The sequence below is a fragment of the Microbacterium sp. EST19A genome, from assembly GCF_019969685.1.
Classification (GTDB): Bacteria; Actinomycetota; Actinomycetes; order Actinomycetales; family Microbacteriaceae; genus Microbacterium.
Genome location: NZ_JAHXYZ010000001.1, coordinates 1,483,875 through 1,499,035 on the forward strand (window position 1 = coordinate 1,483,875; position 15,161 = coordinate 1,499,035).

14 protein-coding genes are annotated in these 15,161 nt (G+C 68.7%); 8 read left to right on the forward strand and 6 right to left on the reverse strand.

What is annotated here, in order from left to right; genetic code table 11:
* Window positions 1-88 precede the first annotated feature (88 nt).
* Entirely contained in the window at window positions 89-916 is an 828-nt protein-coding gene (locus tag LC452_RS07295) for an AraC family transcriptional regulator (protein ID WP_223623681.1), read from the forward strand.
* A gap of 48 nt (window positions 917-964) precedes the next feature.
* Here the strand turns inward: LC452_RS07295 and LC452_RS07300 are convergent, their stop codons facing one another.
* The 3 genes from LC452_RS07300 to LC452_RS07310 are packed head-to-tail and all read right to left on the reverse strand — an operon-like array spanning window position 965 to window position 4,135.
* Window positions 965-1,891: a carbohydrate ABC transporter permease gene (locus LC452_RS07300; RefSeq protein WP_223623683.1), complete on the reverse strand. Its 927-nt coding sequence runs from the start codon at window positions 1,889-1,891 to the stop codon at window positions 965-967.
* Window positions 1,892-1,893: 2 nt separating this feature from the next.
* Window positions 1,894-2,859: a carbohydrate ABC transporter permease gene (locus LC452_RS07305; protein ID WP_223623685.1), complete on the reverse strand. Its 966-nt coding sequence runs from the start codon at window positions 2,857-2,859 to the stop codon at window positions 1,894-1,896.
* A 31-nt stretch (window positions 2,860-2,890) separates the two neighbouring features.
* Window positions 2,891-4,135 carry an extracellular solute-binding protein gene (locus LC452_RS07310; protein ID WP_223623687.1) on the reverse strand — a complete coding sequence of 415 codons (1,245 nt, stop codon included), beginning with the start codon at window positions 4,133-4,135 and terminating at the stop codon, window positions 2,891-2,893.
* Between the two features lie 295 nt (window positions 4,136-4,430).
* Between LC452_RS07310 and LC452_RS07315 the strand changes: the two genes are divergently transcribed.
* Genes LC452_RS07315 through LC452_RS07335 form a run of 5 tightly spaced genes read left to right on the forward strand, consistent with a single transcriptional unit; the run spans window position 4,431 to window position 8,933 of the window.
* On the forward strand, window positions 4,431-5,330 hold the full coding sequence (locus LC452_RS07315) for an SIS domain-containing protein (protein WP_223623689.1): 900 nt from the start codon (window positions 4,431-4,433) through the stop codon (window positions 5,328-5,330).
* A 12-nt stretch (window positions 5,331-5,342) separates the two neighbouring features.
* Window positions 5,343-6,350, forward strand: a complete 1,008-nt coding sequence (locus tag LC452_RS07320; RefSeq protein WP_223623691.1) for an ROK family protein — start codon at window positions 5,343-5,345, stop codon at window positions 6,348-6,350.
* Entirely contained in the window at window positions 6,347-7,291 is a 945-nt protein-coding gene (locus LC452_RS07325) for a 1-phosphofructokinase family hexose kinase (protein ID WP_223623693.1), read from the forward strand. Before LC452_RS07320 ends, LC452_RS07325 begins: the two co-directional genes overlap by 4 nt.
* A gap of 11 nt (window positions 7,292-7,302) precedes the next feature.
* A complete protein-coding gene (locus tag LC452_RS07330) occupies window positions 7,303-8,160 on the forward strand; it encodes a class II fructose-bisphosphate aldolase (RefSeq protein ID WP_223623695.1) in 858 nt (285 codons plus the stop codon).
* Window positions 8,157-8,933: a DeoR/GlpR family DNA-binding transcription regulator gene (locus tag LC452_RS07335; RefSeq protein WP_223623697.1), complete on the forward strand. Its 777-nt coding sequence runs from the start codon at window positions 8,157-8,159 to the stop codon at window positions 8,931-8,933. Before LC452_RS07330 ends, LC452_RS07335 begins: the two co-directional genes overlap by 4 nt.
* An 81-nt stretch (window positions 8,934-9,014) precedes the next feature.
* Here LC452_RS07335 and LC452_RS07340 read toward each other — a convergent pair whose 3' ends face one another.
* Window positions 9,015-9,743, reverse strand: a complete 729-nt coding sequence (locus tag LC452_RS07340; RefSeq protein ID WP_223623699.1) for a CAP domain-containing protein — start codon at window positions 9,741-9,743, stop codon at window positions 9,015-9,017.
* Between the two features lie 139 nt (window positions 9,744-9,882).
* Entirely contained in the window at window positions 9,883-10,794 is a 912-nt protein-coding gene (locus LC452_RS22050) for a TetR/AcrR family transcriptional regulator C-terminal domain-containing protein (RefSeq protein ID WP_223623701.1), read from the reverse strand.
* A gap of 68 nt (window positions 10,795-10,862) precedes the next feature.
* Here LC452_RS22050 and LC452_RS07350 point away from each other — a divergent pair, with 68 nt between their 5' ends.
* Window positions 10,863-12,074: an FAD-dependent monooxygenase gene (locus tag LC452_RS07350; RefSeq protein ID WP_223623703.1), complete on the forward strand. Its 1,212-nt coding sequence runs from the start codon at window positions 10,863-10,865 to the stop codon at window positions 12,072-12,074.
* A gap of 475 nt (window positions 12,075-12,549) precedes the next feature.
* Window positions 12,550-14,577 (forward strand): AAA family ATPase, encoded by a 2,028-nt coding sequence (locus LC452_RS07355; RefSeq protein ID WP_223623704.1) that lies wholly within the window; start codon window positions 12,550-12,552, stop codon window positions 14,575-14,577.
* Here LC452_RS07355 and LC452_RS07360 read toward each other — a convergent pair.
* The gene (locus LC452_RS07360) at window positions 14,567-15,142 is read right to left on the reverse strand and encodes an isochorismatase family protein (RefSeq protein WP_223623706.1); all 576 of its coding nucleotides are present in this window, start codon (window positions 15,140-15,142) and stop codon (window positions 14,567-14,569) included. The two genes, LC452_RS07355 and LC452_RS07360, sit on opposite strands and share 11 nt — an antisense overlap.
* Window positions 15,143-15,161: the final 19 nt, after the last annotated feature.

Below are 15,161 nucleotides of genomic sequence, written 5' to 3' on the forward strand. Positions count from 1 at the left end.
AGCCTCGACCGCGATAGGACTATTCGTCCATGGATTTCCCTCGAGAACTCTTGTATTTTCGGGGCTGACGGACCAGACTTGGACGATCATGGACAACTGGGCGATCTACGCGAATCCCGCACGCGCGCTCACCGATGTCACCATCGCCTGCCTGGGTGCGGGGGAATACCGTGGCAGTCATGAGGGATTCCGGGGCCGCAAGCTGCGTTCCCACGCCGTGGTCGTCATCAGCGAGGGGAGCGGGTGGTATTCCAGTCCCCTCACGGGAGAGATCAGAGTAGAGGCACCGGCGCTCCTCTGGCTGTTCCCGGGCGTGGCTCACGGATACGGGCCGCACCGCGCAGGGTGGACGGAGCACTGGGTCCTGTTCTCGGGTGCGGCGACCGGTGCGCTCGACGAACTCGGGGCGTGGCGGCGCGCCGCACCGGTCGTGTCGCTCGATCGGATGCCGGAATCCCTGCCGACGACCTTCGAGCGCCTGCATGAGCATCTGGCGGACGGCAGCTCGGTCGGCGCGCTCCGTGCGTCGGCGGCGAGCTACGGCTGGATCGCCGACCTCGCCGCGATGACCATGCCGGACTCGGCCCCCGACCTCATCGACGCGCTCACCCGGGGTGCCACCCGTCAGGTCTCGATGGAGACCCGCGCCCACGAGCTCGGGATGAGCGTTCCCCAGCTGCGGTCGGCGACGGTGTCGGCGACCGGGCTGACACCGCTCCAAGTGCTCATCGAGTCGCGTCTCGCCCGCGCGCAGTCGCTGCTCGTCGAGACCGACCTCGAGGTGAGCATCATCGCCCAGCAGGTCGGGTTCGACGATCCCTCGTACTTCTCGCGCCAGTTCACGCAGCGCCTCGGCAGTTCGCCGAGCCGGTTCCGCCGCGAACAGCGCCGCATGCCGAGTCTGGCCGACGCCTGACGCCCCGGCATCCGCCGTCGATCGCGGATGCCGGGGAGTGCGACGGACCTACTTCACGCTGCCGGCGGTCAAGCCGCCGACCAGGCGCTTCTCGATGAGCATGAAGAGGATGACGACGGGCAGGATCGCGACGATCGAGACGCCGAACACGTACTGCCAGCTCGTCTCGTACTGGCCGACGAACTTGGTGAGTGCGACCGAGAGCGGCTGGTTCTTGTCGGTCGACAGGATGACGAGGGATGCCGCGAACTCGTTCCAGCAGGCGACGAACGTGAACACGATCGCGGTGACGATGCCCGGCCAGACGAGCGGCAGGTTGATCTTGAACAGGACGGTGAAGCGTCCGGCGCCGTCGATCTGCGCGGCTTCGTCGACCTCTTTGGGGATGCCGGCGAAGAAGGAGTGCATGATCCACACCGCGAACGAGAGGTTGAACGCGGCGTTGATGAAGATCATCGCCGCCCACGTGTCGCCGAGCCCGAGAGTCGTGAACTGACGGAACAGGCCCGAGGTCAGCACCGCCGGCTGCAGCATCTGGGTGACGATCACCAGGAACAGGAACACCATGCGGCCGGGGAACTTGAACCGTGCCGTGTAGTACGCCGCGGGCAGCGAGACGACCAGCACGAGCAGCGTCGCGAACACCGCGATGATGATCGTCGAGATCAGGTTGTACGGCAGCGGCGTCTCGGGGGTCGACCACATCGTGATGTAGTTCTCCCAGTGCCACTCGGTGGGGAAGTACGTCGGGTCGACCGAGCGGATCTGCGGCTTCGTCTTCACGGAGCCGAAGAACATGATCAGGTACGGCAGCACGAAGATCGCGAGCACGAGGAAGCCGGCGGCGGTGCGCAGGATGACCCGCGGCAGCGTGACCTGATCTTCGGTGTAGCGGCGCTTGCGGCCGTTCAGCGGAGGGAGGCTGCGCCCGCCGCGACCCGTGGTGGTGACGAGTTCGGTCTCGGTCACGGTCATGATCAGACCTCCTTCATGGGCTTGACGGTCTTGACGTAGATCGCGACGATCACGATGACGATGAGGAACGCGACGACGGACAGGGCGCTGGCCACGTCGACCTTCTTCTGCAGCTCGATGTACTTGAAGATCATCGTCATGATCGTGTCGGCACCGTAGCCGGGGATCGAGCCGGTCATGACCTTGAGGATCGGCAGCGAGTTGAACACGTTGATGATGTTGATCAGGACGGCGACGGCGAGGGCGCTGCGCAACTGCGGGAGGATGATCGACCAGTAGGTGCGCGCGGGGCCGGCGCCGTCCATCTTCGCCGCCTCGATCGCGTCGGCGGGCACCGACTGGAGCCCGGCGAGGATCGTGTACGTCGTGAACGGGAGCGACACGAAGATCGCGATGACGATCGACCATGCGAAGGCGGTCGCCGGATTCTTCGTCCAGCCGTATCCGACCGCGTCGTCACTCAGGCCGATGTCGTAGAGGAACTTGTTGAACACCCCGAAGTACGGCTCGAGGCTGTAGTAGAACACCATCGTCGTCATGACGACGGATGCGGCCCACGGAACGATGACGGCCATGCGCACGATCTGCCGGCCGGGGAACGCCTTGTTGAGGATCTGTGCTAGCCCCAGTGAGATGACGACCGTGAACGCGACGACCGACACGACCCAGATGACCGTGCGGCCGAGGATCGGCCAGAACTCCGCGAACGCGAACACGGTGGCGAAGTTGTCGAATCCGACCGAGCCCTTGTCGAGGCCCGAGAGCGAGATGTCGCGCGTGGAGTTGAAGAACATGACACCGGCGGGGAAGAACACCACTCCGATGATGAGCAGCAGGGCGGGCGCGATCCAGGGCAGCGCCTGGAGGAGGTCCTTGCCGCCTGACTTGCGCCGCGGGATGGCGTCCGGAGTGCGGGGGCGGCCGGTGGCCGCCCCCGCGAGGTTCGAGGACTCTGTTGTCTGGCTCATGGGAATACCCGAACCTCTCCGTCCAGCGGGCTCAGCCCGCGTCGACCTGCGCCTGGATCTGCGTCAGCACGTCAGCCGCCGGGAGCGTCTGCAGCTGACCGAACAGCGACTTGAAGGCACCGTCGGCGGCGGACCACTTCGGGTTCGTCGACGGGTAGAACTGCGCGTCGGGCAGCACGTCGAGGAACGGCTTGAGCGCCTTTTCGCCGGCGAGTGCCTCAGAGCCCGACTTCGTGACCGGAAGGAAGCCCTCGGCCTGCACCCACGGCACGTACACGTCGGCCGAGTAGTAGTAGTCGAAGAACTTGGTGATCGCTTCCTTCTTGTCGTCGTCGTTCTGGAACGCCATCAGCTGGTCCATGACGCCGAGGGTGAACGGCGAGCCGTCCTTCGTCGGGATCGGAACGATCGAGTAGTCCAGGTCGGGGTTGCCCTCGGCGATCTGGCCGACCGTCGGCGGGAGGCCTACCTGCATGCCGATCTTGCCCTGGATGAAGATGTCCATCAGCGGCGAACGCTGCGTCGAACCGGGGTCGGCCTGCGTCGCACCCGCGTCGATCATCTTCTTGATCTGCTCGGCACCGGCCAGGTTCTCGGGGGTGTCGATGGTGATCTCGGACGCGTCGCCGAACGATCCGCCGCCGCCCCAGAGCCACACAGCCGCCTCGGCCTGCGCCTCTTCAGACCCGAGCGGCATGCCGTAGCCGGCGACGCCGCCACCGAGCGCGGACACCTTGGTCGCGGCATCCAGCAGGGAGTCCCAGTCGGTGGGCGCTTCGACGCCCGCCTGGTCGAGCAGTGCGTTGTTCACGAACAGGGCACGAGCCGAGGCGATGAGCGGGAGTGCGTACGCCTCGCCGTCGACCTCGGCGTTCTTGATGAACGAGTCCTGGAAGTCCGCGAAGGTGTCTTCCGACACCACGTCCTTCACCGGGTAGAGCAGCTCATCGCCCACGAAGCCGGCGAACGGTCCGCCGTTGTAGATGTCGGGTGCCTCGCCGGCCTGGATCTTGGTGGAGACGACCTTCTCGAGGTTGTCCCACGACTGCACCTCGAGCTTGACCTTGATGTCGGGATTGGCCTTCTCGAAACCGTCGATGACGGTCTCCCAGTTCGCCTTGGTGCCGTCCGAGTAGCTGGGGACGAGGAGGTCGAGCGTGGTCGATCCGTCCGCGTCGCCGCCGTCTCCGGCCGAACCGCCGAACCCGCACGAAGCGAGCGAGAGCGTGGCGACGGCCGCAATGGCGGCGGCGCCGAACCGCAGTGACTTCTTCATGTGTATTGCATTCCTCACTGTGAGTGTCCGTTCCGGGAACGGGTCCGTCTCCGGAAGGGGTGTGGTGCACAGTCGCAAGCACGATCACGCGACAGTGCGTGGTGATCGCTTCGCCGGACGGCAGCTGCGATCGATCAAGCCGGGTGGGCTCGGGATGGAACTCGTATGATTATTTGTCAAGGGAACAAACAAATCAAGCCTGTTCCCTCATTGACCTTTGTTGTCGACATACTATGATCGAATCAAGCTTCAAACAATCACAAGTATGCAACTTCTCATTCTGGAGGACGTCGAAATGACCGATCAGCTGCCCGGCGCGCACATGCGCGAAGAGCTCCACTCGCAGCCCGAGACGTGGGCGATCGCCGCCGATCTCCGCGATGCGCAGGCGCTGCTGCCGGCGTCCGGGGCCCGCATCGCCGTGGTCGGCTGCGGCACCTCCTGGTTCATGGCTCAGTCGTATGCCGCACTGCGCGAATCGTCCGGCCAGGGCGAGACCGATGCGTTCGCGGCATCCGAGGCATTCGTCGACCGCGGCTATGACGCCGTCGTCGCGCTGACCCGTTCCGGCACCACCACCGAGGTGCTCGAGCTCGTCGACCGCGTCAAGGGCCGCGTCCCGACGATCGGCGTCATCGGCGACCCCGACTCGCCCCTCGTCTCGCTGGTGGACGAGGCGGTGCTGCTCCCCTTCGCCGACGAGCAGTCCGTCGTGCAGACGCGATTCGCGACGACGGCTCTCGCGCTCTTCCGCGCCTCTCTCGGTGAGGACCTCAGCGGAGCGATCGCCGACGCGAGGGCCGTGCTCACCGAGTCCGCCGACGACGACGAACTCCGCGACGCCGAGCAGTACACGTTCCTCGGCCGCGGCTGGGCGACCGGTCTCGCGCACGAGGCCGCGCTGAAGATGCGCGAGTCGTCGCAGTCGTGGACCGAGTCGTACCCCTCGATGGACTACCGCCACGGTCCGATCGCGATCGCCGCCCCCGGGCGCGTGACCTGGCACTTCGGCGAAGCCCCCGAGGGCCTGGGTGCGCAGGTCCAGGCGACCGGCGCGCGGTTCGAGCACCGTGCGATCGACCCGCTGGCCGACCTCGCGCGCCTGCACCGGATCGCCCTCGACCGGTCTCTCGCCCGCGGGCTCGACCCCGATCAGCCCCGTAACCTCACGCGATCCGTCATCCTGGATGCATGAGCGGAACCTCCCATGACCAGGCCTGACGGCGCGGCATCCGAGCGCTCGGTCGTCGGAAGCGACGTCGAACGCGACGCTGCGGGTGAGAAGCTCGCCGCCGTGCGCGCCCTGGGTGCGGGCGCGCCCGTGCTGGCTTTCGACGTGGGCGGCACCGACATCAAGTCGGCGCTGTTCGACGCCGAGGGCAATGTTCTCGGGCTTCGCCGCAGCCCGACTCCGGTGGCCGACGGAGACCGCACGAGCGTGCTGATGGACCGTCTGGAGGTGCTCGCCGGCGAACTCCGCGCCGCGCACCCCGACGTGATCCCGCAGGCCGCCGGCCTCGTCGTGCCCGGCATCGTCGATGCGGATGCCGGCCTCGGCGTGTTCGCGAGCAACCTCGGGTGGCACGACGCTCCGCTGCGCGACCTGTCCAGTGCGCGTCTCGGTCTGCCGGTCGCCTTCGACCACGACGTCCGCGCGGCCAGTTGGGCCGAGCGTCGACTGGGTGGGGCCCGTGATTACGCCGACGCGGTCGTGCTCGTCATCGGCACGGGGATCGCCGGGGCACTGCTCGTCGGCGGCGTCCCGTACACCGCGGGCGGCTACGCGGGCGAGATCGGCCACTCGCCGATCGCCGACGGCCCCGTCTGTGCGTGCGGTGCCCGGGGCTGCCTCGAGGCGGTCGCCTCCGCCGGAGCGATCGCGCGCCGCTACCGCGACGCCACCGGCATCACACCGGATGGGGCGAAAGACGTCATCGCCCGGGCGGCCGCCGGAGACGAGGTCGCCGGCGAGATCTGGAACTCCGCGCTCGACGCCCTCACCCTGTCTCTCGCGCAGCTGACCGCGGTCGTCGCACCCGAGGCCGTGGTCATCGGCGGCGGGCTCTCCCGTGCCGGGGGCGCCCTCTTCGACGAGCTGCGCACGCGCCTCGCGGAGCGCCTCAGCTTCCACCGCCTTCCCGTACTGGTTCCCGCCGAGCTCTCCGGCAACGCGGGTCTGCTCGGAGCGGCGCTGCGGGCACGGGAGCTCACGTGATCCTCACGGTCACCGCGAACCCGGCACTCGACCTCACCTGGCGCGTCGACCGGCTTGTCGAGGGCGGCACGCACCGCGCGGATGCCGGCGTCGGCCGCGCGGGAGGCAAGGGGCTCAACGTGGCGCGGGTCGCCCATGCCGAGGGCGCCGCGGTGCTCGCGGTCACCACGAGCGGCGGACGCGTCGGCGAGGAGTTCGCCGCCGAGCTGGGCGCGAGCGGCGTCCCGCACGCCCTGGTTCCGGTGGCCGCCGAGACGCGGCGCAGCATCGCCCTCGTCGACGAGACCCTCGGCGACACGACGATCATCAACGAGCGCGGCGTGAACCCGAGCGACGTCGAATGGGCCGTGCTCCTCGCCGAGGTCGTCGAGCGGCTGCCGAGCGCGCGCGTCCTCGTGATCTCGGGCAGCCTGCCGCCGGGCGCGCCCGATGCGCTGCTGCCCATGCTCATCGCCGTCGGGAAGGATGCCGCCGTGCCGGTGATCGCCGACACCTCGGGCCCTGCGCTGCTGCGTGCGGCGGATGCCGGTGCGACCGTCCTCAAACCGAACGCGGCCGAGCTCGCCGAGGCGACCGGCATCGCGGATCCGGTCGAGGGCGCCCGGTCGCTGATCGCCCGCGGCGCCGAGCTGGTGCTGCTGTCGCTCGGAGCCGACGGGATGCTGGCCGTCTCGGCATCCGACCTCGTCCACGCCCGGCTCGACGAGCCGCTCGCCGGCAACCCGACCGGCGCCGGCGATGCGGGAGTCGCCGCCTGCGCGGTGCTGTACGCCGAGGGCGTCCGCGACCCCGAGCTCATCCTCCGCCGAGCCACGGCATGGTCGGCCGCCGCCGTGCTCATGCCCCTCGCCGGCGACATCTCCCCGCGCTGGACCGAGCTCGAGCAGCAGCTCCGCGTCTCGCGACCCGATCCTGCGTCGTTCCGGCCCGTCTCGTCCTGAAAGGACCTCTCGTGACCCTCGTCTCCGCCCGCGAACTCGTCTCCGCGGCATCCGCTGCCGGCACCGGGATCGGCGCGTTCAACGTGATCCATCTCGAGACCGCCGAGGGGCTGGTGCGCGCGTCGGCGCTCGCGCAGCTGCCGGTGATCCTGCAGATCTCCCAGAACTGCGCCGACTACCACGGCGGTCTCGAGCCGATCGCCCTCGCCACCCTCGCGCTGGCCCGTCGGGCGCAGACGCCTGTCGCCGTGCACCTCGACCACGCCGAGCGTCCCGAGTTGGTCGACGAGGCGATCGCGCTCGGATTCGGCTCGGTCATGTTCGACGGCGGCGCGCTCCCCTACGACGACAACGTCGCGCTCACGGCCGAGGTCGCCGCGCGTGCGCATGCGGCCGGCGTCTACGTCGAGGGCGAGCTCGGCGAGGTCGGCGGCAAGGACGGAGCCCACGCCCCCGGCGTGCGCACCGACCCCGACGAGGCGCAGGCCTTCGTGGCCGCGACCGGCGTCGATGCGCTGGCCGTCGCCGTCGGATCCTCGCACGCGATGACCGACCGCACAGCGTCGCTCGACCTCGACCTCATCGCCCGGCTGCGCCGCGCGCTCCCGGTGCCGCTGGTGCTGCACGGATCCTCCGGTGTGGCCGATGCGGTGATCGCCGACGCCGTGCGGGCGGGCATGACGAAGGTCAACGTCTCGACGCACCTCAACGGCTTCTTCACCCGGGCTATCCGCGAGAGGCTCGCCGCCGACGAACGGCTGGTCGACTCGCGCAAGTACCTCGCGCCGGCCCGTGACGCCCTGGCCGACGAAGCCGCTCGGATGCTGCGCCTGTTCGCTCTCGTCGGGGCCGATACGGTGGCGAGATGAAACGGGCAGCGCGACTCAACGCGATCCTCGACCTCCTCGCCGAAGCGGGAGAGGTCACGATCGACGAACTCGTCGACCGCTTCGAGGCATCGGCGGCGACCACGCGCCGCGACCTCGACAGTCTCGCCGAGCAGCGGCTGCTCACCCGCACGCACGGCGGCGCGGTCGCGCAGACCGTGGCCTACGAGCTGCCCATCCGCTACAAGAGCCACCTGCGCACTCACGAGAAGGAGAGCATCGCCCAGACGGCCGCCGCTCTCGTCGCACCGGGCATGGTCGTCGGTCTGTCGGGCGGCACCACCACCACCTCGATCGCCGCCGCTCTCGCCGCCCGCGACGACCTCGCCGCGAACGGCGGCATCACCGTCGTCACGAACGCCGTGAACATCGCCGCTCAGCTCGCCACCCGACCCGACATCAAGGTCGTCGTCACCGGCGGGGTCATCCATTCGCGCAGTTACGAGCTCGTCGGGCCGTTCGTCGAGCAGCTGCTGCGCGGCATCCGGCTGGACATGGCGTTCATCGGCGTGAACGGGATGGATGCCGTCGCCGGTGCCACGACGCAGGACGAGCGCGAGGCAGCCGTGAACCGGATGATGGCGGAGCGCGCTCGCCGCGCGGTGGTCGTCACCGACGGCAGCAAGCTCGGCGTCGTGGCCTTCGCCGCCGTGGGCGCTGCGGATCTCTTCCCCACCGTGATCACGGATGCCGGAGCGGATGCCGATGCCATCAGCGCTCTCCGCGGCGCCGGCTACGAGGTGCTGGTCGCCTGACGTGTCGACTTCTCATGACGAGGGTCCGAGGCCGAACGGCCCCGGACCCTCGTCACGGACTACTCAGAAGAGCGTCGACCGTCAGGAGCGGCCGAACACCTGCGTCCAGTAGATGCCGTAGGGGCCTCCGTGGCCGATGCCGATTCCCATCGTCGTGCTGCTGCAGTTGAGGATGTTGGAGCGGTGACCTGAGCTGTTCATCCAGCTCGACATCACGGCCTGAGCAGTGCCCTGACCCGCCGCGATGTTCTCACCGCTGCCGGCGGAGTACCCCGCGGCCGCCAGACGATCCCAGGGCGAGCGCCCATCGAGCGACGTGTGACTGAAGTACGCCTGGTCCGCCATGTCCTGGCTGTGCGCGCGTGCGACCTCGGCGAGGACGGGGTTGACCGTGACGGCCGCGCAGCCGGCGGCCACGCGCTCGACGTTGACCAGGCGCAGTACCTCTGCGGCGGCCGCGGCATCGTCGTTCGTCGGGGCCGGTGCGGGTGCCGGTGCCGGTGCAGGTGCCGGCGCCGGTTCAGGTGCCGGCGCCGGTTCAGGTGCGGGTGCCGGAGCCGGAGCCGGCTCGGGGGCAGGTGCGGGCTCCGGTGCCGCGGTCGGCTCGGGTGTCGAGGTGGGCCGGGGCGCCGGGGCGGTCTCCGGAGTGCGCGTGGGCTCGGGCGTGGGTGTCGCCGTGGGCTCAGCGGAGTACGCCGGCGCGGGCTTCACCACGTTCTGGGTGAGGGAGTAGTGGCCGCAGAACGTCGCGGTGACGAGGAGGGCGCTGACGACGCTCCACCAGGTTCTGTGCCGACGAGCATGATCCATCAGTTGCGAGAAAAACATGGAACCTCCATGCCGGCGCTCGACGTGTGGACGTTGGAGGGGATATTCGTCCGGGGTGCACCGACCTTTTCACCCTAGGTGCAACAATCGACGAGGTGCGACCTCGGGGCTTCGACGCCGGCTACGCGGTGCTGCTCGTCTGAGGCGGAAGGCTCGCTGCCAGCCAGGTCTCGATCCCGTCGAGCAGCCGCTGGAGGCCGAACTCGAACAGGGCGTCCATGTCGAGGTCGAAGTCGTCGGACCGCACGAGGGTCGCGAGGATCGGCAGGTCGGTCGGCGAGATCATCGCAGCGATGTCCGTCGCCCTCGTCGTCATGTACTCGTCGGCCGTGAGACCGGTGTCCTGCCGTTGTTCAGCCTCGGACGCGATGTCGATCGCCAATCCCTTCACGTGGCTGAAGACGAGCACGCTGATGTGCATCATCGACTCCATGCTCAGGCCGAGCGGGGAGAGGGCTCGCAGGCACCATTCGGTGTAGCGGAAGCCGTTCGGCACGAGCTGCGGCCGCGTGACCGACATCACTCGGGCCAGCCACGGATGCCGCAGGAAACCCGCCCACTGCAGCCGGGCCGACACCTCCAAATCGGCGCGCCAATCCGCGTCCGACGGCGGGGGGAAGGAATCCTCCCCGAGCACGGCATCGATCATGAGCACGACCAGTCCGTCCTTGCTCTCGACGTGCCGGTACAGCGACATCGTCGGCACGCCGAGCTCGGCGGCGATCCGCCGCATCGAGATGGCGTCGATGCCCTCGGCATCGGCCATCGCGACCGCGGTCGCGACGATCGTCGCCGTCGACAGGCGCACAGGCGTCGGGGCCGTCGTCGAGGCGACCACGCTCCCGATGCCGGGTGTGGACACGACGAGTCCCTGCTGCTGCAGCTGCGCGAGCGCCTTGGTCGCGGTGGCGATCGCGACGCCCCACTCGGTGGTGATGCCGCGCGCGGAGGGCACGCGGTCGCCGGGGCCCAGCTCGCCGGAGGAGATCCGCTCGGCGATCTCGGTCGCGATGCTCTGTGAAGTCGCTCGCACTGTACTAGTACACCACCTTAAAAATAGAACACTTGTACACTGTACATGCCTGGGATAGCGTGCACGACATGAACGAATACAGCGTACTCATCTCCGGCGCAGGGATCGCAGGACCCGCCCTGGCCCACTGGCTGCACCGACAGGGCATCCGCTCCACGATCGTCGAGCAGGCACCCGATCTCCGCGTCGGCGGACAGGCCGTCGACCTGCGCGGGCTCGGTGAGGTCGTCGCCGAGCGCATGGGCATCATGCCCCGCGTGCGCGACCGAATCGTGCACGAGAAGGGGCTCCGCTACGTCGACAGCGCGGGCCGCGAACTCGCCACGATGCGGGCCGACCTCTTCGTCGGGGACGGCAGCCCGGTGACCGAGATCGAGATCATGAAGGGCGACCTCACGGTCATCCTGCACGAACTCATCCAAGACCACACCGAGATCATCTTCGATGACCGCATCACCGCGCTGTCGGAGAATGCGGAGGGCATAACCGTCACCTTCCGCAGCGGGCTCGTGCGCACCTTCGACCTGGTCGTGGGAGCCGACGGCATCCACTCCGGTGTGCGGGCACTCGCCTTCGGACCGGAATCCGACTTCGTCGTGCATCTCGGCGCATACCTGGGGTACTGCACGGTCCCCGACGCGGGCCCGCTCGACTCGTGGTTCGACATGTACAACGAGCCGGGCAGGATGCTGGGGCTCCGGCCCGAGCGCGACGGATCGGCGAAGGCGATGCTCGCGTTCGCCGACACCGGCGTCGATGTCGATCGGCGCGACGTGGCCAGCCAGAAGCGCCTCCTGCGCGAGGTCTTCGCCGGCATGGGCTGGCGTTCCGAGGAGCTGCTGAAAGCGGCCGACGCCGATGACGACTTCCACCTCGACACGGTCAGCCAGGTGCACATGGACGAGTGGACCCGCCGCCGCGTGGCCCTGCTCGGCGATGCCGGGTACTGCGGGTCACCGCTCACCGGGATGGGAACAAGCCTGGCGCTGGTCGGCGCGTACGTGCTGGCGGGCGAGCTGGGCCGTGCCCGCGGCGATCATGCCGCGGCCTTCCGGCGCTACGAGCAGATCATGCGGCCGTACGTCACGGCCGCGCACACGCTGCCTCCCGGCGGCGTCGACGGCTTCCTGCCGCGAGGACGGCTCATGCTCCGGATGCGCGTCCTCTCGGCACGGCTCATGCATCACTGGCCGATGCGTCAGATCGTCGCCCGGATGCTCGACAAGTCCGAGGCGATCGCACTCCCCGATTACGAGGGGACGGTGGTCGCGACGGCATAGCGTCGCGAGCGTGGTCCGGGCACCCGAAGGGCCTCGGCGTCCCCAGATCGCCGAGGCCCTGAAAGTGTGCCGCGGCCTCCCAGCCGCGGCACACTCGGAGCAGAGGGTGTCCGTGTCGCATCCGCGCTCCCCAGCGAGCGGATGTCCCCGATCGACTGCGCCTCCTCGCACCTCCACCTTCGAGGTCCTTCGCATTGGCACCTTCTGAAAGACAGGAGCGCGCGGCATCCGTTCTGATACATCGAATGGAGAAACTCTTCATCGAATCGTCAGATAGCACGCGGATATGAGTGCGCCGGGGGTATGCCGAGACTTCAGAGAAGACGATCCGGTCGGTCACTCCCGCGGCTAGCGTTGCCTGCGCCCATCTCCCGACGACGGAGATGAGGGTGCGTGGAGGCCACGAGAGCGTGACGAAGTCAACGTTGTACTCGACGGATCCGCCCCGCATAGTTGACGCCGGATGAGGAGTGGGATGCAGATGAGTGCAGGTGCCGGCAAGGCGAAGCAGATCGCACAGGAGCAGGAGGCGATCGATGTGATGTACGCGCGGCTCGACGCCGAGCTGGGCCGAAGCTTCTCCGCCCGCTCCCGGGCGGAGTCCGCGCCCGTCGATGGCGCGGGCGACCTGTTCGCGCGGGATGCGGAGCTCTTGCGCGTCGCCGACGACATCCGCCGGTGGCGGTCGGCAGAGCGAGGGCTGTGCTTCGGCCGCATCGACGCAGTCGACAGAGAGACGCTGTACGTCGGCCGCATCGGGCTGCGCACGGCCGAGGGAGACGCGCTGCTCGTGGACTGGAGGTCCGAAGCGGCGCGACCGTTCTACACGGCGACCGCGGCCGCGCCTCTGGGGTTGCGCCGTCGTCGGCACCTGCGCCTCGAAGATCGAGATGTCGTCGAGGTCAGCGACGAGATCCTCGACGGCACGGAGCCGACGGAGGGTGATGTCATCGGCGACGGCCCGCTCGTCTCGGCCTTGAGCGGTGCCAGGACCGGGCGGATGCGTGAGGCGGCGTCGACGCTGCAGAAGGAGCAGGACGACATCGTCCGGTCGCCGCATCGCGGTGTCATGGTCGTCGACGGCGGGCCGGGCACCGGCAAGACCATCGTCGCGCTGCATCGGGCGGCGTACGTGCTCTACGCGTTCCCCGCGATCGCCGATCGAGGAGTCCTCGTGTACGGCCCGAACCGGCGGTTCCTCCGTTACATCTCCGATGTGCTGCCCTCGCTCGGGGAGAACGACGTGCAGCTGGCGACGCTGTCCGATGTGGTCGGCATCGAGCCGACGACGACCGAGCCCGACGACGTCGCACGTCTCAAGGGGCGCGCGGAGTTCGCCGATCGACTCGCGCAATGGGTGCAGGTACGACAGCCGCTCGGGATGCCGCTCACGCTGCGCACCGCACACGGGACGGTGCTGCTTGGCTCAGATGTGGTCGATGCCGCCCGGCGCAGCGCACAACAGGGCGGGATCGGACACAACCCGGCACGCGAACGCTTCCTCGAGCACATCGTCGAAGAGCTGGTGAACGAGCTCGAGCAGCAGATGGCGCGGGAGGACTCCGAATTCGAGTCCGAGCTGAAGGACGTGGTGGGGATCGACCTCGAGCGCATGTTCGCGGGAGAGCACGTCCAGACCGGCACCTCGCACGGCTCGGCATCCGCCGGTGACCTCGACATTGGCTGGGATCGGGTGAGGGACGAACTCCTCGACGATCCCGGCGTGGACCGGACCATCGAGCGGGTCTGGCCGAGGCTCCGCGCTGAGGACGCCGTCCGCGGCGTCGTCGACATCGATGCGGAAGCGACCGGATGGAGCAGCGCCGACCTCGCACTGCTCGACGAAGCCCGGGCCCTCATCGACGGCCCGCCGGAGACCACCTACGGTCACATTGTCGTCGACGAAGCGCAGCAGCTCACCGAGATGCAATGGCGGATGCTGCTGCGGCGGTGTCCGCAGCGATCGATGACCGTCGTCGGCGATCTCGCCCAGGCGGGCCCTGCGACGACGATCCGGCGGTGGGAAGAAGCGCTGGACCCCTTCGTCGGCGACCGGTTCGCTCATCACACGCTGACCGTGAACTACCGCACCACGGAGCAGATCCTGGCGGCCACCGAACCCCTGCTGGCGCTCATCGCCCCTGACCAGCGGCTCTCCCGCTCCCTCCGCCAGGGCGAGCTCCCGGCCACCGTGATCGCCTCGGAGGATGACATCGATCAGGTTCTCGACGACGTCATCGCGCAAACCCGCGACGAGCATCCGGGTGAGCTGATCGGCGTCGTGGCGTCCGGGGAACGCACCGGCGGCCTGGCGGAAAGGATCGACGAGACCGCCGCCACGGTCATCGCCGCTCCCGACGCGCGCGGTCTCGAGTTCGACACGGTCGTCATCATCGACCCGGATGGCATCCGCTCGGCCGGCGACGCGGGTCTGCGCGATCTCTACGTCGCGCAGACCCGCCCGACCAAACGCCTCGTCATCCTGCAGGTGGCTAACGGATGAAGTCGACCTCGGCGACCGGCACGACCTTGCCGGTGCGTCCGGCGGCGGTCTGGAAACCCCAGTAGAGGTTCGTGTGCGCGATCACCTGCTCGGGGGGAGGTGCTCCCCAGGCGCTGAGGTCCTCTGTGGTGTGCGCGTCCGAGACGAGGGTGACGTGGTAGCCGCGAGCGAAGCCCCCGTGCAGGGTCGATCTCACGCAGGCGTCGGTCTGGCCGCCGCTGATGAGGAGGTGGCCGGCGTCGATCTTCGTCAGGACCTCTTCGAGGGCGGTGTCCTCGAACGAGTCGCCGTGCACCTTGCGGATGACGGCCTCATCGTCGCGAGGCTCGAGTTCGGGAACGATCCGCCAGGCTTCGCTGTCGATCACGAGGTCGTCTGAGGAGTGCTGCACCCAGACGACCGGCACCGACGCCGTGCGGGCGTGCTCGACGAGGGACGCGATCCTGGCGACGACGGCATCCCGCTCATGGGCATTCGCGAAGACGCCGTTCTGTGCGTCGATCACCAGGAGGGCGTCTCCTGGACGATCACCGGATGCAGACATGTTGTTCTCCTTCGTGCTCATGTTGATCTTCCTCGGGTCG

Excerpts from the sequence above, each read along its gene's own strand:
- LC452_RS07295 (WP_223623681.1), top strand. The coding sequence starts at position 89 with ATGGACAACTGGGCGATCTACGCGAATCCCGCACGCGCGCTCACCGAT.
- LC452_RS07300 (WP_223623683.1), bottom strand. The coding sequence starts at position 1,891 with ATGACCGTGACCGAGACCGAACTCGTCACCACCACGGGTCGCGGCGGG.
- LC452_RS07305 (WP_223623685.1), bottom strand. The coding sequence starts at position 2,859 with ATGAGCCAGACAACAGAGTCCTCGAACCTCGCGGGGGCGGCCACCGGC.
- LC452_RS07310 (WP_223623687.1), bottom strand. The coding sequence starts at position 4,135 with ATGAAGAAGTCACTGCGGTTCGGCGCCGCCGCCATTGCGGCCGTCGCC.
- LC452_RS07315 (WP_223623689.1), top strand. The coding sequence starts at position 4,431 with ATGACCGATCAGCTGCCCGGCGCGCACATGCGCGAAGAGCTCCACTCG.
- LC452_RS07320 (WP_223623691.1), top strand. The coding sequence starts at position 5,343 with ATGACCAGGCCTGACGGCGCGGCATCCGAGCGCTCGGTCGTCGGAAGC.
- LC452_RS07335 (WP_223623697.1), top strand. The coding sequence starts at position 8,157 with ATGAAACGGGCAGCGCGACTCAACGCGATCCTCGACCTCCTCGCCGAA.
- LC452_RS07340 (WP_223623699.1), bottom strand. The coding sequence starts at position 9,743 with ATGGATCATGCTCGTCGGCACAGAACCTGGTGGAGCGTCGTCAGCGCC.
- LC452_RS07350 (WP_223623703.1), top strand. The coding sequence starts at position 10,863 with ATGAACGAATACAGCGTACTCATCTCCGGCGCAGGGATCGCAGGACCC.
- LC452_RS07355 (WP_223623704.1), top strand. The coding sequence starts at position 12,550 with ATGCAGATGAGTGCAGGTGCCGGCAAGGCGAAGCAGATCGCACAGGAG.
- LC452_RS07360 (WP_223623706.1), bottom strand. The coding sequence starts at position 15,142 with ATGAGCACGAAGGAGAACAACATGTCTGCATCCGGTGATCGTCCAGGA.